The 17,272-nt window shown below is 63.6% G+C and carries 17 protein-coding genes; 14 read left to right on the plus strand and 3 right to left on the minus strand.

The window, feature by feature from the left end; all coding sequences use genetic code 11:
• Positions 1–12 precede the first annotated feature (12 nt).
• From BTO02_RS25090 to rbsK, 7 genes are all read left to right on the plus strand, one after another.
• On the plus strand, positions 13–1,575 hold the full coding sequence (locus BTO02_RS25090; protein ID WP_075159878.1) for a sugar ABC transporter ATP-binding protein: 1,563 nt from the start codon (positions 13–15) through the stop codon (positions 1,573–1,575).
• Complete coding sequence (locus BTO02_RS25095) at positions 1,568–2,608, plus strand: ABC transporter permease subunit (RefSeq protein ID WP_442953506.1); 1,041 nt, start codon at positions 1,568–1,570, stop codon at positions 2,606–2,608. The genes BTO02_RS25090 and BTO02_RS25095 overlap by 8 nt, the downstream gene beginning before the upstream one ends.
• 1 nt (position 2,609) lies before the next feature.
• The gene (locus BTO02_RS25100; RefSeq protein ID WP_075159880.1) at positions 2,610–4,328 is read left to right on the plus strand and encodes a ribulokinase; all 1,719 of its coding nucleotides are present in this window, start codon (positions 2,610–2,612) and stop codon (positions 4,326–4,328) included.
• On the plus strand, positions 4,313–5,041 hold the full coding sequence (gene araD, locus BTO02_RS25105) for an L-ribulose-5-phosphate 4-epimerase AraD (protein WP_075161361.1): 729 nt from the start codon (positions 4,313–4,315) through the stop codon (positions 5,039–5,041). Before BTO02_RS25100 ends, araD begins: the two co-directional genes overlap by 16 nt.
• 57 nt (positions 5,042–5,098) lie before the next feature.
• The gene (locus BTO02_RS25110) at positions 5,099–5,899 is read left to right on the plus strand and encodes a DeoR/GlpR family DNA-binding transcription regulator (RefSeq protein ID WP_075161362.1); all 801 of its coding nucleotides are present in this window, start codon (positions 5,099–5,101) and stop codon (positions 5,897–5,899) included.
• A 67-nt stretch (positions 5,900–5,966) separates the two neighbouring features.
• Positions 5,967–6,629: an HAD-IA family hydrolase gene (locus tag BTO02_RS25115; protein ID WP_075159881.1), complete on the plus strand. Its 663-nt coding sequence runs from the start codon at positions 5,967–5,969 to the stop codon at positions 6,627–6,629.
• A gap of 198 nt (positions 6,630–6,827) precedes the next feature.
• The gene (gene rbsK / locus BTO02_RS25120; RefSeq protein ID WP_075159882.1) at positions 6,828–7,766 is read left to right on the plus strand and encodes a ribokinase; all 939 of its coding nucleotides are present in this window, start codon (positions 6,828–6,830) and stop codon (positions 7,764–7,766) included.
• Positions 7,767–7,835: 69 nt separating this feature from the next.
• Here rbsK and BTO02_RS25125 read toward each other — a convergent pair whose 3' ends face one another.
• Entirely contained in the window at positions 7,836–8,771 is a 936-nt protein-coding gene (locus BTO02_RS25125; RefSeq protein WP_075159883.1) for a LysR substrate-binding domain-containing protein, read from the minus strand.
• A gap of 156 nt (positions 8,772–8,927) precedes the next feature.
• On the opposite strand from BTO02_RS25125, the gene BTO02_RS25130 reads away from it, so the two are divergent.
• The 5 genes from BTO02_RS25130 to BTO02_RS25150 all read left to right on the plus strand — a co-directional run bounded on the left by BTO02_RS25130 (position 8,928) and on the right by BTO02_RS25150 (position 14,164).
• A complete protein-coding gene (locus tag BTO02_RS25130) occupies positions 8,928–10,268 on the plus strand; it encodes an NAD(P)/FAD-dependent oxidoreductase (protein ID WP_075159884.1) in 1,341 nt (446 codons plus the stop codon).
• A gap of 89 nt (positions 10,269–10,357) precedes the next feature.
• Positions 10,358–11,176, plus strand: a complete 819-nt coding sequence (locus tag BTO02_RS25135) for an ABC transporter substrate-binding protein (protein WP_075159885.1) — start codon at positions 10,358–10,360, stop codon at positions 11,174–11,176.
• Positions 11,177–11,268: 92 nt separating this feature from the next.
• Positions 11,269–12,066: an amino acid ABC transporter permease gene (locus BTO02_RS25140; protein ID WP_075159886.1), complete on the plus strand. Its 798-nt coding sequence runs from the start codon at positions 11,269–11,271 to the stop codon at positions 12,064–12,066.
• 37 nt (positions 12,067–12,103) lie between these two features.
• Positions 12,104–13,441: an NAD(P)/FAD-dependent oxidoreductase gene (locus BTO02_RS25145; RefSeq protein WP_075161363.1), complete on the plus strand. Its 1,338-nt coding sequence runs from the start codon at positions 12,104–12,106 to the stop codon at positions 13,439–13,441.
• Between the two features lie 39 nt (positions 13,442–13,480).
• The gene (locus BTO02_RS25150; protein WP_075159887.1) at positions 13,481–14,164 is read left to right on the plus strand and encodes an SDR family NAD(P)-dependent oxidoreductase; all 684 of its coding nucleotides are present in this window, start codon (positions 13,481–13,483) and stop codon (positions 14,162–14,164) included.
• Between the two features lie 64 nt (positions 14,165–14,228).
• Here the strand turns inward: BTO02_RS25150 and BTO02_RS25155 are convergent, their stop codons facing one another.
• Positions 14,229–15,065 (minus strand): class I SAM-dependent methyltransferase, encoded by an 837-nt coding sequence (locus tag BTO02_RS25155; RefSeq protein WP_075161364.1) that lies wholly within the window; start codon positions 15,063–15,065, stop codon positions 14,229–14,231.
• Positions 15,066–15,253: 188 nt separating this feature from the next.
• Here BTO02_RS25155 and BTO02_RS25160 point away from each other — a divergent pair, with 188 nt between their 5' ends.
• A complete protein-coding gene (locus BTO02_RS25160) occupies positions 15,254–15,490 on the plus strand; it encodes a type II toxin-antitoxin system Phd/YefM family antitoxin (RefSeq protein ID WP_075159888.1) in 237 nt (78 codons plus the stop codon).
• Entirely contained in the window at positions 15,490–15,870 is a 381-nt protein-coding gene (locus BTO02_RS25165) for a type II toxin-antitoxin system VapC family toxin (RefSeq protein WP_075159889.1), read from the plus strand. Before BTO02_RS25160 ends, BTO02_RS25165 begins: the two co-directional genes overlap by 1 nt.
• A gap of 55 nt (positions 15,871–15,925) precedes the next feature.
• Here BTO02_RS25165 and BTO02_RS25170 read toward each other — a convergent pair whose 3' ends face one another.
• The gene (locus BTO02_RS25170; protein ID WP_075159890.1) at positions 15,926–17,065 is read right to left on the minus strand and encodes a GGDEF domain-containing protein; all 1,140 of its coding nucleotides are present in this window, start codon (positions 17,063–17,065) and stop codon (positions 15,926–15,928) included.
• Positions 17,066–17,272: the final 207 nt, after the last annotated feature.

Below are 17,272 nucleotides of genomic sequence, written 5' to 3' on the forward strand. Positions count from 1 at the left end.
CGCGTTTCGAGGATGACGATGACCAATCCAGTTTTGCAAATGACCGGCGTCGACAAGTCGTTCGGCGCGACGCGTGCATTGGCGGGCGTGAAGCTGACCGTCCATGCTGGCGAGATTCACGCGTTGATGGGCGAGAACGGCGCCGGCAAAAGCACGCTGATGAAGATTCTTTCCGGCGTCTACCAGCCCGATGCGGGCGAGATCCGCATCGACGGCAAGACCGTGCGCCTTGCGAACCCGGCCGCGAGCCGCGCGTTAGGCGTGAGCCTCATCTATCAGGAGCTCGCGGTCGCGCCGCATATGTCGGTGGCGGAAAACGTCTTTATGGGCAGCGAGCCGCGTTCGCGGCTTGGCTTCACCGACCGTGCATCGATGCTGCGCCGTACCGGCGAAGTGCTGCGGCAGCTCGGCGCGAAGTTTCGTGCATCGGATCGTGCGGGCGCGCTGTCGATCGCCGAACAGCAGCAGGTCGAAATCGCGCGCGCGCTGATTCATCACGGCCGCGTACTGATCATGGACGAGCCCACGGCCGCCTTGTCGGACCGCGAAGCCGAGCATCTGTTTTCCGTCGTGCGCCGGCTTCGCGACGAAGGCATGGCCGTTATCTACATCAGCCACCGCATGGCCGAGGTCTATGCGCTCGCGGACCGCGTCACGGTGCTGCGCGACGGCAAATACGTCGGCGAACTCGCGCGCGACGCGCTCGATTCGAGAAAGCTTGTGCAGATGATGGTGGGCCGGCCGCTCGACGACTTCTATCGGCACGAGCGGCATGCGAATACGGATCGCGACGCGGCGCCTGAACCGGTATTGCGAGTCGAAGAGGTCGGCGGCGACGGAATTCAGCCGGCCACGTTCACGGTCGACCGCGGCGAAGTGCTGGGTCTCGCGGGCCTCGTCGGCGCCGGCCGCACCGAACTCGCGCGTCTGATTTTCGGCGCGGACGCAAAGACGTCCGGCTCGATACGGCTGAACGGCAAACCGGTCGACATACGCGATCCGCGCGCCGCGATGAACGCCGGCATTGCCTATGTGCCGGAAGACCGCAAATCGCTGGGGCTGTTCCTGCAGCTCGGCGTGCGCGAGAACGCGATTCTCAATGTCGCGAGCCGCCACACGCGCTTCGGCCTTGTCGACCACAAAACCTTGCGCAAGCGCGCGAAAGGCGCAGTCGCGCGGCTCAACGTCAAGGCGTCGCATCTCGAACTGCCGGTCGGCCGTCTGTCGGGCGGCAATCAGCAGAAGGTGCTGCTCGCGCGCTGGCTCGAGATCGGCCCCAAGGTGCTGATTCTCGACGAACCGACACGCGGCGTCGACATCGGCGCAAAGAGCGAGATCTATCAGATCATTCATGCGCTCGCCGAATCGGGCGTCGGCGTGATCGTTATTTCGAGCGAGCTGCCTGAAGTGGTCGGCATCTGCGACCGCGTGCTCGTCATGCGCGAAGGGGCGATTACCGGCGAGCTCGCCGGCGAGGCGATCACGCAGGAAAACATCATGCGCCTCGCGACCGATACCGATGCTGTCGCGGCGTCACATCAAGCAACTGCGGGAGACGACATTCACCATGGCTGAGACAACTGAAACGCGGGCCGGCCCGCCAATGGGCGCCGACACGGACGGATCGGGCAAGCACGCGGCTTTCTCGGCGCGCGCGCTGCTGCATCGCATGGGCATGTTGCCGGTGCTGGTCGTGCTGTATGTCGTGTTCTATTTCCTCACGGTGCATTTCAGCGCCGACGGCACATCGAATTTCGCCACTGCCGCGAACACGATGAATGTGCTGCGGCAGGTCGCGATCAATCTCGTGCTGGCGGCCGGCATGACCTTCGTCGTGCTGACGGCGGGCATCGATCTGTCGGTGGGTTCGATTCTCGCGGTGTCGGCCGTGCTCGGCATGCAGCTGTCGCTGATGGGCGGCCTTGCCGCATGGTCGATTCCGGTGTTTATCGTGTCGGGGCTCGTGATGGGCGCGGTGAACGGCGCGATGGTCGCGTTCCTCGACATCAATCCGTTCGTCGTCACGCTCGGCACGATGACCGCGTTTCGCGGCGCCGCGTATCTGCTGTCGAACGGCACCACGGTGCTCAACAACTCGATTCCGGGCTTCGAATGGATCGGCAACGACGATTTTCTGCATGTGCCATGGCTGATCTGGATCGCCGTGGCAGTGGTGCTGGTTTCCTGGGTCATCCTCAGAAAGACCGTGCTCGGCATTCATATCTATTCGGTCGGCGGCAGTCCGCAAGCGGCGCGGCTCACCGGTATCCGCGTGCGCGGCGTGCTGCTGTTCGTCTATTCGATCAGCGGGCTCTTCTCGGGGCTGGCCGGGGCGATGTCGGCGAGCAAGCTCTATGCGGCGAGCGGCAACTGGGGCAGCGGCTACGAGCTCGATGCGATCGCTGCGGTCGTGCTTGGCGGCACGAGCCTGATGGGCGGCGTGGGCACGATCTGGGGAACGGTCGTCGGCGCGCTGATTATCGGCGTGATGAACAACGGGCTCACCATTCTCGGCTTGTCTTCTTTCTGGCAGTACGTCGCCAAGGGCGTCGTGATCGTGCTTGCCGTGATTCTCGATAAATGGCGGCAAAAGGGAGCGGCAAACTGACATGGCGAACCGGGACGAATCCACCTTTGTGATCGGCATCGACTTCGGAACCGATTCATGCCGGAGCGTCGTGGTCGACGCCGGCACCGGGCACGAGCAGGGCAGTGCCGTTGCGTTGTACCGTCGATGGAACGAGGGCCGTTACTGCGACCCCGATCGCGGCATTTACCGGCAGCATCCGCTCGACTATATCGAGGCGCTCACGCAAGCGGTTCGCGCGTCGCTCGACGCGGCCGGCGAGGCGGTGCGGCAGCGCGTGAAAGGGCTCTCGATCGCGACGACAGGCTCCACTTCGGTCGCGGTCGATCGCGACGGCACGCCGCTGTCGCTGACCGAGCGCTTTCGCGACAATCCGAACGCGATGTTCGTGCTGTGGAAGGACCATTCGGCCGTGCGCGAGGCCGACGAAATCAACGCGCTGGCGCACGGCTGGGGCGGCGAGGACTTCACGCGCTACGTGGGCGGCGTGTATTCGGCCGAATGGTTCTGGGCCAATATGCTGCACGTGTTTCGCGTCGACGCGGACGTGCATGCGCAGACGTACAGCTGGGTCGAGCATTGCGACTGGATGCCGGCGCTGCTCACCGGAACGACGGCGCCCGCCCGACTGCGGCGCAGCCGCTGCGCGGCAGGGCATAAAGCGATGTGGCACGAGGCCTTCGACGGTTTGCCGAGCGACGCATTCCTGTCGCGTCTCGATCCGCTGCTGTCGGGCATGCGCGAGCGTCTCTATCGCGACACGCACACAGCGGACGTGCCCGCCGGTCGTTTGACGGACGAATGGGCGCATACGCTTGGGCTTGCGACCGACGTGATCGTCGGAGTCGGCGCGTTCGATGCGCATATGGGCGCGGTTGGCGCCGGCGCGCAGTCGCATACGCTCGTCAAGGTGATGGGCACCTCGACGTGCGACGTCGTCGTCGTGCCGACCGAGGAGATCGGCGATCGCGTCGTGAGCGGCATTTGCGGACAGGTCGACGGTTCGGTGATTCGCGGCATGACCGGGCTCGAGGCGGGGCAATCGGCTTTCGGCGACGTCTATGCCTGGTTTCGCCGGCTGCTTTCATGGCCGCTCGGCCTGCTTGCCGAAGCCGATGTCACGCAGCAGCAGCGCGACGAACTCGCCTCGCGCATTCTGCCCGCGCTCGAACGCGCGGCCGCGAGTGAAGATCCGCTGCTCACGGGCATCGTCGCGGTCGATTGGCTCAACGGGCGGCGCACGCCCTATGCCGATCAGAGCTTGCGCGGCGCGCTGTTCGGTCTGTCGCTCGGCAGCGATGCGCCGAAGGTCTATCGCGCGCTGATCGAAGCCACGGCATTCGGCGCGCGCGCGATCATCGAGCGGTTTCAGGAGGAAGGCGTACGCATCGACGACGTGATCGCCGTGGGCGGCGTCGCCCGAAAATCGCCGCTCAATATGCAGATCGCCGCCGACGTGTTCGGCAAGGAAATTCGCGTGACCGCCGCCGACCAGGCCGTGGCGCTCGGCGCGGCGATGTTCGCGGCCGTGGCCGCCGGCATTCACGGCACCGCGCAACAGGCGCAACGCGCGATGGGTGCGGGCTTCGAGCACGTCTACCGGCCCGATGCGAAGGCGAGCGTCGTCTACGAGCAGCTGTATCGCAGGTACCGTTCGTACGGCGCGCTCGTCGAGCAGGCCGGACGCGAGACGCGGCATCACGTATCGGAAACAGAAGACACATCATGTTCACTGAACTGAAACGCGAGGCCTACGAGGCGAACCTCGAGATTCCGAAGCAGGGGCTCGCCATCTATACGTTCGGCAATGTGAGCGCGTTCGATGCCGCGCGCGGCGTGTTCGCGATCAAGCCGAGCGGCGTGCCTTATGAGGCGTTGACGGTCGACTCGATGGTGGTCGTCGATCTCGATGGGGAAATCGTGGAGGGGGGCGGTCGCCCGTCGTCGGATACGAAAACGCATGCGGTGCTGTATGGCGCGTTCGACGGCATCGGCGGCATCTGCCATTCGCATTCGATGTATGCGGTTGCCTGGGCGCAAGCGTGCCGCGAAATACCCGTGTTCGGCACGACGCACGCCGATCATCTGACCGAGCCGATTCCTGTGACGGAACCGATGGACGATGCCGCGATCGAGCGCGACTACGAGGTCGAAACCGGCCATCAGATCGTCGAGCGGCTGCGCGGGCTCGATCCGCATGAAGTCGAAATGATCATCGTGGCATGCCACGGACCGTTTACGTGGGGCAAGTCGGCGCAAAAGGCGGTATATAACAGCCGCGTGCTCGAAGAGATTGCACAGATGGCTTATCTGACCCGCACGATCAACCCGGTCGCGCCGCCGATCAAGCAGACGCTGATCCGCAAACACTATCTGCGCAAGCACGGCGCCGGCGCCTATTACGGGCAGGCGGGGCAGGCGGAAGCGCCCGACGTGGCCGACGGATTAAAATAGCCCGTAGATAACCCGCGCGGCATGCAATTTCGTGGCCGCATTTCGGACCCGGATTCGATGCCCACGCCTGAGAAAACCACAACGGATAGCGTACTGGCCGATCACCGTCGCGAGCTGATTCTCGACGCGCTGGCCAAAGGCGGTCAGTGCCGGGTGACCGACCTCGCACAGCAGTTCTCGTTGTCGCCGATGACCGTGCGGCGCGATCTGCAGGTCCTCGAAGAGCAAGGCCGGCTGCGGCGCGTGCACGGCGGCGCGGTGCTCGTCGATTCCGAAATCGACTACCCGCTGCGCGCGCGCGAAGGGCAAACGCAGAAGCAGCGCATCGGCCAGCAGGCCGCGGCGCTGATCCGCAACGGCATGGTGGTCTACCTCGACTCCGGCACGACCGCCATGGAACTTGCGCGCCGCATTCGCGAAGGGCTGCCCGATGTGAACCAGCTGTCGATCGTCACGCATGGCATCAATCTGGCGATGGAACTGGCCGGCCATCCCGCGTACGATGTGCATCTGATCGGCGGCGAGCTGTACCGCAACGGGCTCGCTACTGTCGGGCCGGTGGCGCTGGCGCAGGTCGGGCAACTGCATTTCGACCTGTTTTTCATGGGCGCGCGCGGCATCGACCTCGAAGCCGGGTGGACCAATGCCAACCAGCTCGAAACGCAGCTCAAGCACGCGGCGATCGAACGCAGCCGCGACGTATGCGCGATCGCGGACAGCACGAAGTGGGGGCAACGCGGGTTCGTTTCGATCGTGCCGTTCGAGCGCGTATCGGCCTGGGTGTGCGATAACGAGTTGCCGCAGGCCGCACGACTTGCCGCCGACAACGCCGGCATCGAATTGCTGATCGCGAGCTGATGTGCTGATGTCGCCCACCCTGCAGGGCCGGGCGAAGGCTCGCGAATATTGACGAAGACACGACTCAATGCATCGACAACTGGACTTTCTGCGCTGTAAATGTGTGCTGTTCGATATGGACGGCACGCTGCTCGATTCGCGTGCACCGATGCATCGCGCGTACACGGAGTGGGCCAACCGCTACGGGCTCGATCCTTCGCTCGTGATCCGCGAAGCGCAAGGGCGGCGCACGATCGACACGCTGTGGGCGCTCGCGCCCGCCGGTACCGATGTCGAGGCGGACACGGTCGCGCTGATGCAGCGCGAGTACGAAGACACCGAGGGCATCGTCGAGATTCCGGGCGCGGGCGACCTGCTGCGCGCGTTGCTGCCGCATCGCTGGGCCGTCGTGACGTCGGCGGACCGTGCGCTTGCGCAACGACGTCTCGCGGCGGCCGGCTTGCCGCCGCCGCAACTGCTGATCAGCGCCGAAGACGTGGTGCGCGGCAAGCCTGCGCCGGACGGGTTCGAACTCGCGGCGCGGCGCATGGAATTCGACGCGCGCCATGGCGTGGTGTTCGAAGATGCGCCGGCCGGTATCGAGGCCGGCGTCGCGGCGGGCGCGAAAGTGGTGGCCGTCGGCTTTGCCTCGGCGGCGGCGGGGCTTGGCGAGACCGTTCGCGTGCACGACCTGCGCGGCATTCGCGCGTCGATGGACGGCGACGACATCCTGCTGCAACTCACCGCGTGAGTGCCGGATAAATATCGCGCCCATGCCGCGGACGTTGCGGCGGGTAAGCCCTGGCTGCCAGCCGGCCTTGCGGCACGATCATTCCGATTCAGAAAGCGTTATCCTTCGCATCAGTGCGTGGGGGCCTGCGGCGGCGAACCGGCCGCGGGCATGCCGGCTTTGCCGCGAAGCCGATCAGCGATCTTTTGAACGAACGAGATGAGAGACGATCCGTTGCCGCGCATTGTTGTCGTCGGGAGCGTGAATATGGATCTCGCGACTTATGTGCCGCGCTTCCCGCGACCGGGCGAAACGCTGAAGGGGAGCCGGTTTCTCGTCGCGCCCGGCGGCAAGGGCGGCAACCAGGCGATTGCCGCGGCGCGGCTCGGCGCGCACGTCGCGTTGATCGCCTGTGTCGGCAACGACGAATTCGGCGCGCGGCTCATGGCGAGCCTCGAAGCGGAGGGAATCGACTGTTCGGGCGTCGCCGTCAGCGAGCACGCCGCGAGCGGCATCGCGATGGTCGTGGTCGACGAGGCCGGCAACAATTCGATCGTCACGGTGCAGGGCAGCAACGGCGATCTGACGCCGGAACTGGTTGCCCGGAATCTTCAGATGCTTACCGTCGCACGGATGATCGTGTGCGACCTGACCGTGCCGCTCGCGACGGTCGAAAGCGTGCTTTCCATCGCGGAGCGCTTCGATATTCCCGTTCTGTTCAATGCTTCGCCTGTGCAAAGCCCGCTGCCTGCGCGGCTGCTTCGACAGGTCGATTACCTCGTCGTGAACGAAGTGGAAGCCGCGACGCTCGCCGGTTGCCCGCTCGATTCGATCGACGACGCAATGAGGATCGCACGCGCGCTGCACGACGCCGGCGCGCCGCATGTCCTCGTCACGCTCGGCGCGCGCGGCGTGGTCGCGTATTTCGCCGACGAAGGCGGTACGCAGGTCGAATTCTTCCCGGCTGCCGCCGTGACCGCGCTCGATACGACCGGCGCCGGCGATACGTTCGCCGGCGCGTTTGCGACGGCCATCGTCGCGGGTGCGTCGGGATCGCGCGCCGTCGCGTTCGCGCAGGCGGCCGCGGCCACGTGCGTAACGCGTGCCGGCGCGGCGCCGTCGATTCCCTATCTGCACGAGATCGGCATCGACATCTGATGCGGGCGGTGGAGGGCGCTCATTGGCGCTCATTGGCGCTTAGTGGCACGTAGCGGCACTTAGTGACGCTCAGCGGCGCCGTCGCGACCGCGCATCGACGCGTCCTGCACGCAGCGCGCCGATCTCGCGCTCCATCGTTTCACGGACCAGCTTCAGAAATGTCTCCACCACGGGGTTCGCCTGCTGTAGTTGCGGACACAACGTAAACCCGCGAAACAGGATAGCCGGCGTAAACGGCCTGAATGCAATCCGGCGCGGATTCGCATCGAGTGCTGCGAGCGGGTTCACGATACCGATGCCGAGCCCGCGCGACACCAAGGCGCAGATCGTCGCGCCATAAGGCGTTTCCACGGCAGGCACCTGGTCCGCGCCGGCGGGCCGCAACACGCGATCGAGCGGCGCCCGCGTGTCGTCCGCGTACGAAGGCAGGATCAGGCGTTCGCCGCGCAGATCGCTGGCATCGATGCTTGTGCGCGCCACAAGCGGATGCCGGACCGGCAGCGCACAGAGTCCCGGCAGCCGGTAGAGATCGGCGCTCGTCACGCCGAACGCATCGGGCGTCACGGTCGCAAACCCGACGTCGCAGTAGGCGGACGACACCCACCGTTGAATGGTCCCTTCGCTGCGCATTTCGAGCGACACGATCACGCGCGGATAGGCGGCGAGAAATCGCTCGATCACCATCGGCAGCAACGAAAGGGCGAGCACCGGTGCCGCGACGATGCGCAGACGCCCGGTGCCGAGCTGGCGAATCTCGCGCGCCGAATGCTCGAGCTTCTCGAGCCCGACGAAGCTGCGGTCGACTTCACGATAGAACGCGCTGCCCGCATCGGTCGCGCGAATGCGGCCGCCGATGCGCGTGAAAAGCGCGAGGCCGGTGGCCGCTTCGAGCTCCGCGATCAGGCGGCTGATGCTCGGCTGCGAGGTGCCCAGTTCCTGAGCCGCGGCTGTCATCGAGCCTCGCAGCATGACGAGGCGAAACGCTTCGACCTGCCTGAGATTCATCCATCCTCCGCTAGTGAAGGCGCATTGAATCGTTAGCTTGCCATATCAGAAATGAATAGAAGCCCTTTTTGGCGCTATTTGACCGGATGATGCGCGCAAATCTAGACTGGCCTCAATCCTGATTCTCTCGCCCCGCACACTGCCCGAAGCAAACCCATGCGCCCTGACGCGTTGCTGTTCCACGAAGCTTTTCGCTGCGCTCCTTACTGGTGGGACGCGGCGCCCCCTGAAAGCGCTCCGCTGCCGCTGCCGTCCAGCGTGGACGTCGCGATCATCGGCAGCGGCTACTGCGGGCTCTCCGCTGCCGCGCAGGCCGCACTGCACGGCGCGCGCGTGGCCGTGCTCGATGCGGCCGAAATCGGCGCGGGCGGCAGCACGCGCAGCGGCGGGATGGTCTCGAGCGGACAGAAGCTCGCGCTGACGAACGCGATTCGCGGCGTATCCCCCGAGCGGCTCGCGCGCCTCATGCATGAATCGATGGCGAGCTTCGACTACCTGCAGCAGCTCGTGATTGGCGAAAGGCTCGACGCCGATCTGCGCATCACCGGTCGCTTTTTCGGTGCTTTCACGCCGGGACATTTCAACGAGTTGCGACGCCAGGGCCAGTTGCTAGGCGAGAAGACCGGTGTGACCGTTCATGTGATCGAACGCGACGCGCAGCGCGCGATCGTCGGTTCCGACTATTACTACGGCGGCATTCTCGTCGACGAATACGGCGGATTGCATACGGCGAAATATCATCGCGCGTTGCGCGAACTCGCACGGCGCCGCGGTGCAACATTGCATTCGCATGCCGAAGTGGAGCGTATCGAAAGGACCTCGCCGTTCCCTTCCGGTGGCGCACGATTTCGTCTGCATACGCGGCGCGGCACGCTCGATGCGAGGCATGTGCTGGTGGCGACTAACGGTTATACGGGGCGGCTGCTGCCGTTCTTCGCACGCCGCGTACTGCCGGTGGCGAGCTATCAGATCGCGACCGAGCCGCTGCCCGCCGGTCTCATGGATGTGCTCAATCCAGGGCGGCGGATGATCAGCGATTCGAAGCGCAATCTTTTCTATACGCGTCCGTCGCCGGACGGCACGCGCATGATTTTCGGCTCGCGGCCTGCGATACGCGAACTCGACGAACGCGGCGCGGCGCGCCATCTGTATGCGAAGCTCGTGCAATTGTGGCCGGCCCTGCGCGATGTGCGCATCACGCATGCGTGGAAGGGCTATGTGGCGATGACGAGCGACAAGCTCGCGCATACGGGCTCGCACGACGGCATTCACTATGCGCTTGGCTGCAATGGCAATGGCGTCGCGCTGATGAGCTATCTCGGCCATCGCATCGCGAAACACATGCTCGGCGTCGAGCGCGATGCCGGTGCGTTTGGCGAAGGCGCGTTTCCGTGGAGCGGCGCGGGTATGGCAAGGCAGCTCGCCGTGCCGCTCGGCACCGCGCTTTACCAGCTCGACGACATGTGGCGCGGCCGCGTGCGCGCCGCGTTGTCCTGAGCATCAACCGAACAATAAGGGTTATGGCTCGCAGCCTCGAGCCGGTTCTGGTTTCGTTCACCACCGTTTCTTTCGGGAGGAGCCTCATCATGCGTTTCAGTCACTTTGCACGCCGTCTTGCGATGGCGATGTCGTTGTGCGTCGCCGCGGTATCGGCCGCTCATGCCGAGGACGTGGGTACGCTGACGCCGGGCAAGATCGTGGCCGGCGTGGATGCGAACAACAAGCCTTATTCGTATATCGACAATGGCAAGATGACCGGCTTCGACGTCGAGCTGATACGCGCGATCGCCGCGAAGCTCGGCCTGACGGCCGACTTTCGTGCACAGGACTTCTCGGGACTGCTGCCGAGCGTCGCGAACCAGCAGATCGACCTTGCCGCGGGCTCGATTTCGATCACGAAAGACCGGCTCAAGATGGTCGATTTTTCCGAAGGGTATCTGACAGGATTGCTCAGCGTCGCGACCTTGCCGGGCGGCACGATCTCGAGCGACGTCGGGTCCGTCAAGGGAAAACGCATCGGTGTGATTCAAGGCACGATCGAAGACACCTATTCGTCGAGCTACCTGCCGGATGCGCAGATCGTGCGCTTTCCGAACCTCAATGCGGGCTTCCTCGCGCTGCGCAATAAATACATCGACGGCTACTTTGTCGACAAGACGCTCGTCGAGGGCTTGCAAAGCAAATACCCGCAGATGAACATCGCGGACAAGCTCGACATCTCCGCGGTGAACTTGCCGGCCGGCTTTCCGGTCCATAAAGGCAATACGAAACTCGAAGCCGCCCTCAACAAGACGCTGGGCGAACTCGTCGCCGACGGCACATGGATGAAGCTCTATCTGCAATTCCATCCTGGCTATCCGAAGCCCACGAGCCTGCCGCCGTACGAGATGAAAGCGGGCACCTGATCGGGCAAACGCGCGGGTGCACGCGCCGGCGCACGAGAGGCCACGAGACGGCACGGACTTGAGTCGACCACGCTTTTCCGGAGAGCGCGCATATGGACGCCTTTTTGCAGAACTTCTTCGACTGGCCGCTTCTGATCGATTCGCTGCCGAGCCTGCTCGGCACGGGTCTCGTGAACACGCTGATTCTCTCGGTGTTTTCCACCGTGCTCGGCATCGTTGCGGGCCTCGTGCTTGCGTTGATGGTGGTGTCGAATATACGGTGGCTCATGCTGCCCGCGCGAATTTATATCGACGTGTTTCGCGGCCTGCCGGCGGCGCTCGTGATTCTCGTGGTCGGACAGGGGCTTGCGCCGGTCGGACTCGCGTTGTTCGGACCCAATCCGTACCCGCTCGCGATCGTTGCGCTCGCACTGATTTCGTCGGCCTATATCGCCGAGATTTTCCGCTCCGGCATTCAGAGCGTCGGCCATGGCCAGTTGTATGCGAGTCTCGCGCTCGGCATGACGTACTGGAGCAGCATGCGCTACGTGATCGTGCCGCAAGGCATCCGGCGCATTCTGCCGGCGCTCGCGAATCAGTTCATCGCGATTGTCAAAGATTCGAGCCTCGTTTATTTTCTCGGGCTTCTGACGTCGCAACGCGATCTGTTTACGATCGGCCAGAACACCGCCGTGAACACCGCGAATCTGTCGCCGCTCGTGGCCGCGGGCGTCGTTTATCTGCTGATCACGGTGCCGCTCACGCACGCGATCAATCATATCGACCGCTGGACCAACCGCTTCGCGAACCCGAACATGCGCACCAATAGCCGTGCGGCGCGCCCGTCGCGGCGCGCGCAGGCGCTGCAATCGCAGGCCGCCGCGGCCGCCGTCGCCGAGCGGCACCACTGACACCCACATCGACATCACGCACAACGACAACATCATCATGGGACCACCAGTCGACATCGTCGCCGACGATATCCAGATACCTGAAGAAACCGATGTCGTCGTGATAGGCGGCGGCATCATCGGCGTATCGACCGCGCTTCATCTGAGCGACAAGGGCCTGCGCGTCGCGCTCTGCGAGAAGGGACACATAGCGGGCGAACAGTCGAGCCGCAACTGGGGCTGGGTGCGCGTCACGCGGCGCGATCCGCGCGAGCTGCTGCTTAGCATCGAGAGCCTGAAAATCTGGCGTACGCTCGATCGCACGCTTGGCATCGATACCGGCTTCAACGAGTGCGGCATTCTCTATGTGTCCGACGATGACGAAACGCTGCAACGGCATCGCGACTGGCTATCGCGTGCGCGCGAGATAGCGGGCGACAGGCTCGATACGCGCGAAGTCGACACGCTTTCGATTGCGCAACTGCTGCCGGGCGCGTCGCGCAGTTTTCGCGGCGGCATCTTTACGCCGAGCGACGCGCGCGCCGAGCCGCAAAAGGCCGCGCCGGCGATCGCGAATGCGCTGCGCCGGCGCGGCGTGAAGATTCTGACGCCCTGTGCGGTGCGCGGCGTCGAGACGAGCGGCGCTCGCGTGAGTGCGGTGGTGACCGAGCACGGGTCGATACGCTGCCAGGCCGTCGTCGTTGCGGGCGGCGCGTGGACGCGATATTTCTGCGGCAATCTCGGCGTCGACTTGCCGCAATTGCTGACGCGCGCGTCGGTGCTGCGTACCGAGCCGCTCGAAGGCGGCCCGACATGCAGTGCGAACAACGAGGAATTTGCGTTCAGAAAGCGCGCGGACGGCGGCTATACGGTCGCGTACGGCATGCGCACGCATACGGACCTGACGCCCGATTCGTTTCGCCTGTTCTTCAAATACATCGAGGCGCTGAAAAGCCAGATGGGCGCGCTGCAGATTCACTTCGGCAAACGCTTCTTCGACGAAATGAAGCGGCCGCGCCGCTGGTCGCTCGACCGCCCGACCGTATTCGAAGCGGTGCGCACGCTTGACCCCGATCCCGTCGTTCCTTATGTCGATAACGGCTTGCGCGAGTTCGTCAGTGTCTTTCCGAAGCTGGCCGATGCGCGTATCGCGCAACGCTGGGCCGGCTATATCGACGTGACGCCGGACGCGATCCCGATCATTTCGCCGGTCGAGCGCGTGCCCGGTCTCTTTATCGGCACGGGTTTCTCGGGCCACGGCTTCGGCATCGGACCGGGCGCGGGCCGGCTGATGGCGGACCTGGTCAACGGCGATGCGCCGCTGGTCGATCCGCATGCGTTTCGCCTGAGCCGCTTCAGCGACGGCACGAAGATCACGATCGACGCTGGCTTCTGATGCCCGGCGCGGAAAGCACTTCACGAAAGGAAGCAACCGATGACGAAAGTGGCGATGATTTCCGGTGCGAATCGCGGCATTGGCCGCGAGATCGCACTCGAGTTGCACCGGCGCGGATATCGGCTTTCGCTGGGCGTGCGCGAGCCGGCTTTATTCGATAACGACCTGGACGCATTCGTCTGTGCCTACGAGGCACGGCATACGGATGCGGGGCGGCAGTGGGTGAACGCCACGATCGAGCAGTTCGGCCGTCTTGACGTATTGATCAGCAACGCGGGCATCTGCAAGATGATCTCGTTCGACAATGGCACTGAGGATTTGCTTGAAGAAACGCTGGATATCAACGTCAAGGCGCCGTTCAGACTCGTGCAGGCCGCGCTTGCGCATCTGAAACGTGCGAGTGCCGGGCGTTTTGTCCAGATTGCGTCGTTGTCCGGGAAACGCGTGAAAAACCTCAATGTCGGTTACCAGATGTCGAAGCACGCTGTGATCGCTTTGACGCACGCGGTGAGACGTGCGGGCTGGGACGACGGCGTGCGCGCGACGGCCGTGTGCCCCGGCTTCGTCAATACCGATATGGCGGCAAGTCTTGCGGACCTCGAACCGTCCGCGATGACGCAGCCGCGCGATATCGCGACGCTCATTGCCAATACGATCGAACTGCCGAACTCGGCGAGCATGGCGGAGTTGCTCGTCAACTGCCGGTTCGAGGACACGCTTTAAGCGGCAAGCCTGGCCGCCGCCTACGCGGGTGCGATGTTCGCTGCGGGCGACATGCGGCTGCTCTTCAGGGCTTTGCGACGATCGCCTGGATCAACCCCGCTCGTCCTTCGCGCAGATTGCGGGCGAGATTTTTCGTCATCTCGCCGAACCCCGGCCCCATCACGACTTGCAGGCCAAGCGCGAGCGCGGGCGTGCCGGACCTCGCTGCGCGCGCTTTCTGCACTTCGGCAAACCAGTTGATGGCGGCTTCGGTGCAGTCCGTCCATGAAACGATCTCGAAGTTCTGCCCGAGCAGCAGGCTTTGCATGCGGTCCGCCGTGACGAGGAAGCTTGTTTCCGGCGTGGCTGCCCACGGAACCGGATAGTGCAAAGGCTCGCCCGACGCGGCGACCACGTCGTATATCGCGAAGCGGCCGCCTGGACGCAATACGCGATGGGCTTCGCGATACAGCGTCGCGCGGTCCGCGATGTTCATTGCGACATGCTGGGTCCAGGCAATGTCGAACGATGCGGATTCGAAGGGAAGCGATAGTGCATTGGCGCGCGTGTAATTGACGCGATCCGCCAGGCCGGTGCGCTCGGCGAGAAATCTTGCTGCGTCGACATAGGCCTCGCTGAGGTCGATTCCGCGGACGTTGCAGCGGTACGTTGCGGCCAGGTATCGGGACGGTCCGCCGAGACCCGAACCGATATCGATCACGTGTGTTGCCTCGCCGATGTTCAGTGCTTGCGCGAGTTCTACAGTGGCTTGCAGGCCTCGCGAGTGAAACTGGTCTAGCGGCGCAAGGTCTTCCGCGTGCAGCGTTCTGTCGTCGAACCCGTCTGCCTTGAGCGCATCGCGCAGGCGTTCGATCAGGCTTGCCTGCCCGTAGTGCTGTTCAACCTTTGCTGCGTCGATCATGCTGTTCTCCTGGCTGACGCTCGCTGTCGCCATCGAGGCTGCATTATAGGATTGGGAAGGCCGCTTTATCAGTTCGAGGGTAACCACGGCACGCGACACTAGTCGCGATATTAGGGCACGGGCACTTGCTGGCAGTAGACCAACTTAGCCAAGTTGGCTAGAATGGTGTCGTTCCATGGAGCGATGTCATGCAAAACGCCAACATTCACGAAGCCAAGACGACTCTGTCGCGGCTTGTCGATGCAGCGATGGCTGGAGAAGAGGTCGTTATCTCCAAGCGGGGTAAGCCGGCGGTCCGGCTCGTACCCGTCGAATCTGAAAAACCTCTCCGGCGCTTCGGCGTGATGCGCGATAGCATCCGCATTGCCGACGACTTTGATTCGCCGCTGCCCGACGACATTCTCGCCGCTTTTGAGGGACGGTGATGCGCCTGCTGCTCGACACGCATATTTTCCTGTGGGTGGTCGCCGACGACGCAAAATTGAGCGCCGCGGCCCGCGCGAAAATATCAGAGGCGGCGGAAGTGTTCGTCAGCAGCGTGAGCATCTGGGAGGCTTCCATCAAGGCAGGGCTGGGGAAGCTGGACGTCGATATCGACGAACTGGTGAGCGCCATCGAGACGAGCGGATTCAACGAATTGCCCGTCATCGCGGCGCACGGTGCGGCGGTACGCCATCTTCCCGACTACCACCGTGATCCATTCGATCGGCTGCTCATCGCCCAGGCGAAACACGAGCCGATGCATTTCATGACGGTTGACGGCCATCTTGAACAGTACGCGCCTGATCTGGTCATGAAGGTTTGACGCGCGTAAGCCACATCGTTTGCACAAGCGGCACGGAAGAGATGCGTATCCTGGCTTAGGTAGCCACTTCCCGCTTTTTCTTATTCCGTTTGGCCTCATACATCGCGACGTCCGCCGATTCGAGCACCGTATCGATCGCGCTATCGTCGCCGGTCACCGACGCGATACCAATGCTGGCGCCGATGCTGACCGTGACGTCTTCGCTCAGGTGAAATGGCTTTTCGATCTCCGCAATCACGCTATTCGCAAACGCATGCGGCTCAGCCGCATACGGCGGTTGATCGACGATGACGAACTCGTCGCCGCCCATGCGGGCCACGAGAGCATTGGGCCCCGCGAGCCGGCGAAGTCTTGCCGCGACCTCGATGAGCAGCCTGTCGCCGCACTCGTGACCATAAGCGTCGTTAACCGCTTTGAATCCATCGAGGTCGATATAGAAAACCGGTGCGCCGGCTCCTTGTCGAGCCGCGTCGGAGAGCTCATAGGTGACGGCGTGAAAAAACCCCGCACGGTTAAGCAATCCAGTCAGGCCATCGTGACGTGCGCGGCGGTCGTTCTCGCGCTCGGCCTCCATCGTGGATATCAGCATCACGTTCAGTTTTTTCGCGGCGACGCTCATGGCGAACAGATAGAACGGGATCTGAACCAGCGTCAACAGAAGCACGGGTTCGCCCGACAGCACGGCGCCGATACAGCATGGACCGAGCGACAGAAAAATCATGATGGCCACGAGGCGCGGCGCAGCGAAGTTTCTGAAACAGATTCCGCCCACCATCGCGGCAGCGGAAAGGAAGGATAGCGTAGCGGCTACCCAGTCTCCACTGGTTGCACTGATCAGCGCGCCATAGCCGACGGTCGCGCCCCATAGCGGCGCCAGAAGAATGTAAAGGTCGGTCGGCGTGGGCTTGCCCTGTCGCGCGCGCCGATGAGAGAGCATCAGCAGCACGAGGCGCGTCAGGCAAACCGCGATTTCCGAGAATAGCCAGAACAGGAAGGGCGGGCTCGGATGACGATACGCGAGCGCTGCGGCAACGGCGATGGTATTGAATACGCCACCGAGGAAAATCGGCAAGGTGCCGAATAGCGTCGAAACGAGCGCGGCACGAATAGCGAGCGGCGTGTCTCTGCCGGGGTAGACGAGCCAACTGGCCAGTTTTCCCTGTGGCATGCTGAACGATTCAAAAGACCTCCTCACCTGAACACCTGCGAATTGTCGTGCGACAATTAATGGTCTCCTCTGTCATGCTATGACCCTAAGGGCCGCGACAAAAACGCGTCCTTGGTTAACGGCGCCCTTCGGGAAAAATTAAATCCCTTCAGCATTGCGCCAGGCGTTAAGCACGTCGCATACGTTTGCGCGCGTTTTGAACGAATACGTTTCATTGCGCTGTTATTATGCGCC

It is taken from the genome of Paraburkholderia sp. SOS3 (assembly GCF_001922345.1).
In the GTDB taxonomy this organism is placed as follows: Bacteria; Pseudomonadota; Gammaproteobacteria; order Burkholderiales; family Burkholderiaceae; genus Paraburkholderia.

Bases quoted from the DNA above. Each gene is read 5' to 3' on its own strand.
- BTO02_RS25145 (WP_075161363.1), top strand. From the start codon at position 12,104: ATGGGACCACCAGTCGACATCGTCGCCGACGATATCCAGATACCTGAA.
- BTO02_RS25160 (WP_075159888.1), top strand. From the start codon at position 15,254: ATGCAAAACGCCAACATTCACGAAGCCAAGACGACTCTGTCGCGGCTT.
- BTO02_RS25090 (WP_075159878.1), top strand. From the start codon at position 13: ATGACGATGACCAATCCAGTTTTGCAAATGACCGGCGTCGACAAGTCG.
- BTO02_RS25125 (WP_075159883.1), bottom strand. From the start codon at position 8,771: ATGAATCTCAGGCAGGTCGAAGCGTTTCGCCTCGTCATGCTGCGAGGC.
- BTO02_RS25165 (WP_075159889.1), top strand. From the start codon at position 15,490: ATGCGCCTGCTGCTCGACACGCATATTTTCCTGTGGGTGGTCGCCGAC.
- BTO02_RS25135 (WP_075159885.1), top strand. From the start codon at position 10,358: ATGCGTTTCAGTCACTTTGCACGCCGTCTTGCGATGGCGATGTCGTTG.
- BTO02_RS25150 (WP_075159887.1), top strand. From the start codon at position 13,481: ATGACGAAAGTGGCGATGATTTCCGGTGCGAATCGCGGCATTGGCCGC.
- BTO02_RS25140 (WP_075159886.1), top strand. From the start codon at position 11,269: ATGGACGCCTTTTTGCAGAACTTCTTCGACTGGCCGCTTCTGATCGAT.
- BTO02_RS25100 (WP_075159880.1), top strand. From the start codon at position 2,610: ATGGCGAACCGGGACGAATCCACCTTTGTGATCGGCATCGACTTCGGA.
- BTO02_RS25155 (WP_075161364.1), bottom strand. From the start codon at position 15,065: ATGATCGACGCAGCAAAGGTTGAACAGCACTACGGGCAGGCAAGCCTG.
- BTO02_RS25130 (WP_075159884.1), top strand. From the start codon at position 8,928: ATGCGCCCTGACGCGTTGCTGTTCCACGAAGCTTTTCGCTGCGCTCCT.
- BTO02_RS25095 (WP_442953506.1), top strand. From the start codon at position 1,568: ATGGCTGAGACAACTGAAACGCGGGCCGGCCCGCCAATGGGCGCCGAC.
- BTO02_RS25110 (WP_075161362.1), top strand. From the start codon at position 5,099: ATGCCCACGCCTGAGAAAACCACAACGGATAGCGTACTGGCCGATCAC.
- BTO02_RS25115 (WP_075159881.1), top strand. From the start codon at position 5,967: ATGCATCGACAACTGGACTTTCTGCGCTGTAAATGTGTGCTGTTCGAT.
- rbsK (WP_075159882.1), top strand. From the start codon at position 6,828: ATGAGAGACGATCCGTTGCCGCGCATTGTTGTCGTCGGGAGCGTGAAT.
- araD (WP_075161361.1), top strand. From the start codon at position 4,313: ATGTTCACTGAACTGAAACGCGAGGCCTACGAGGCGAACCTCGAGATT.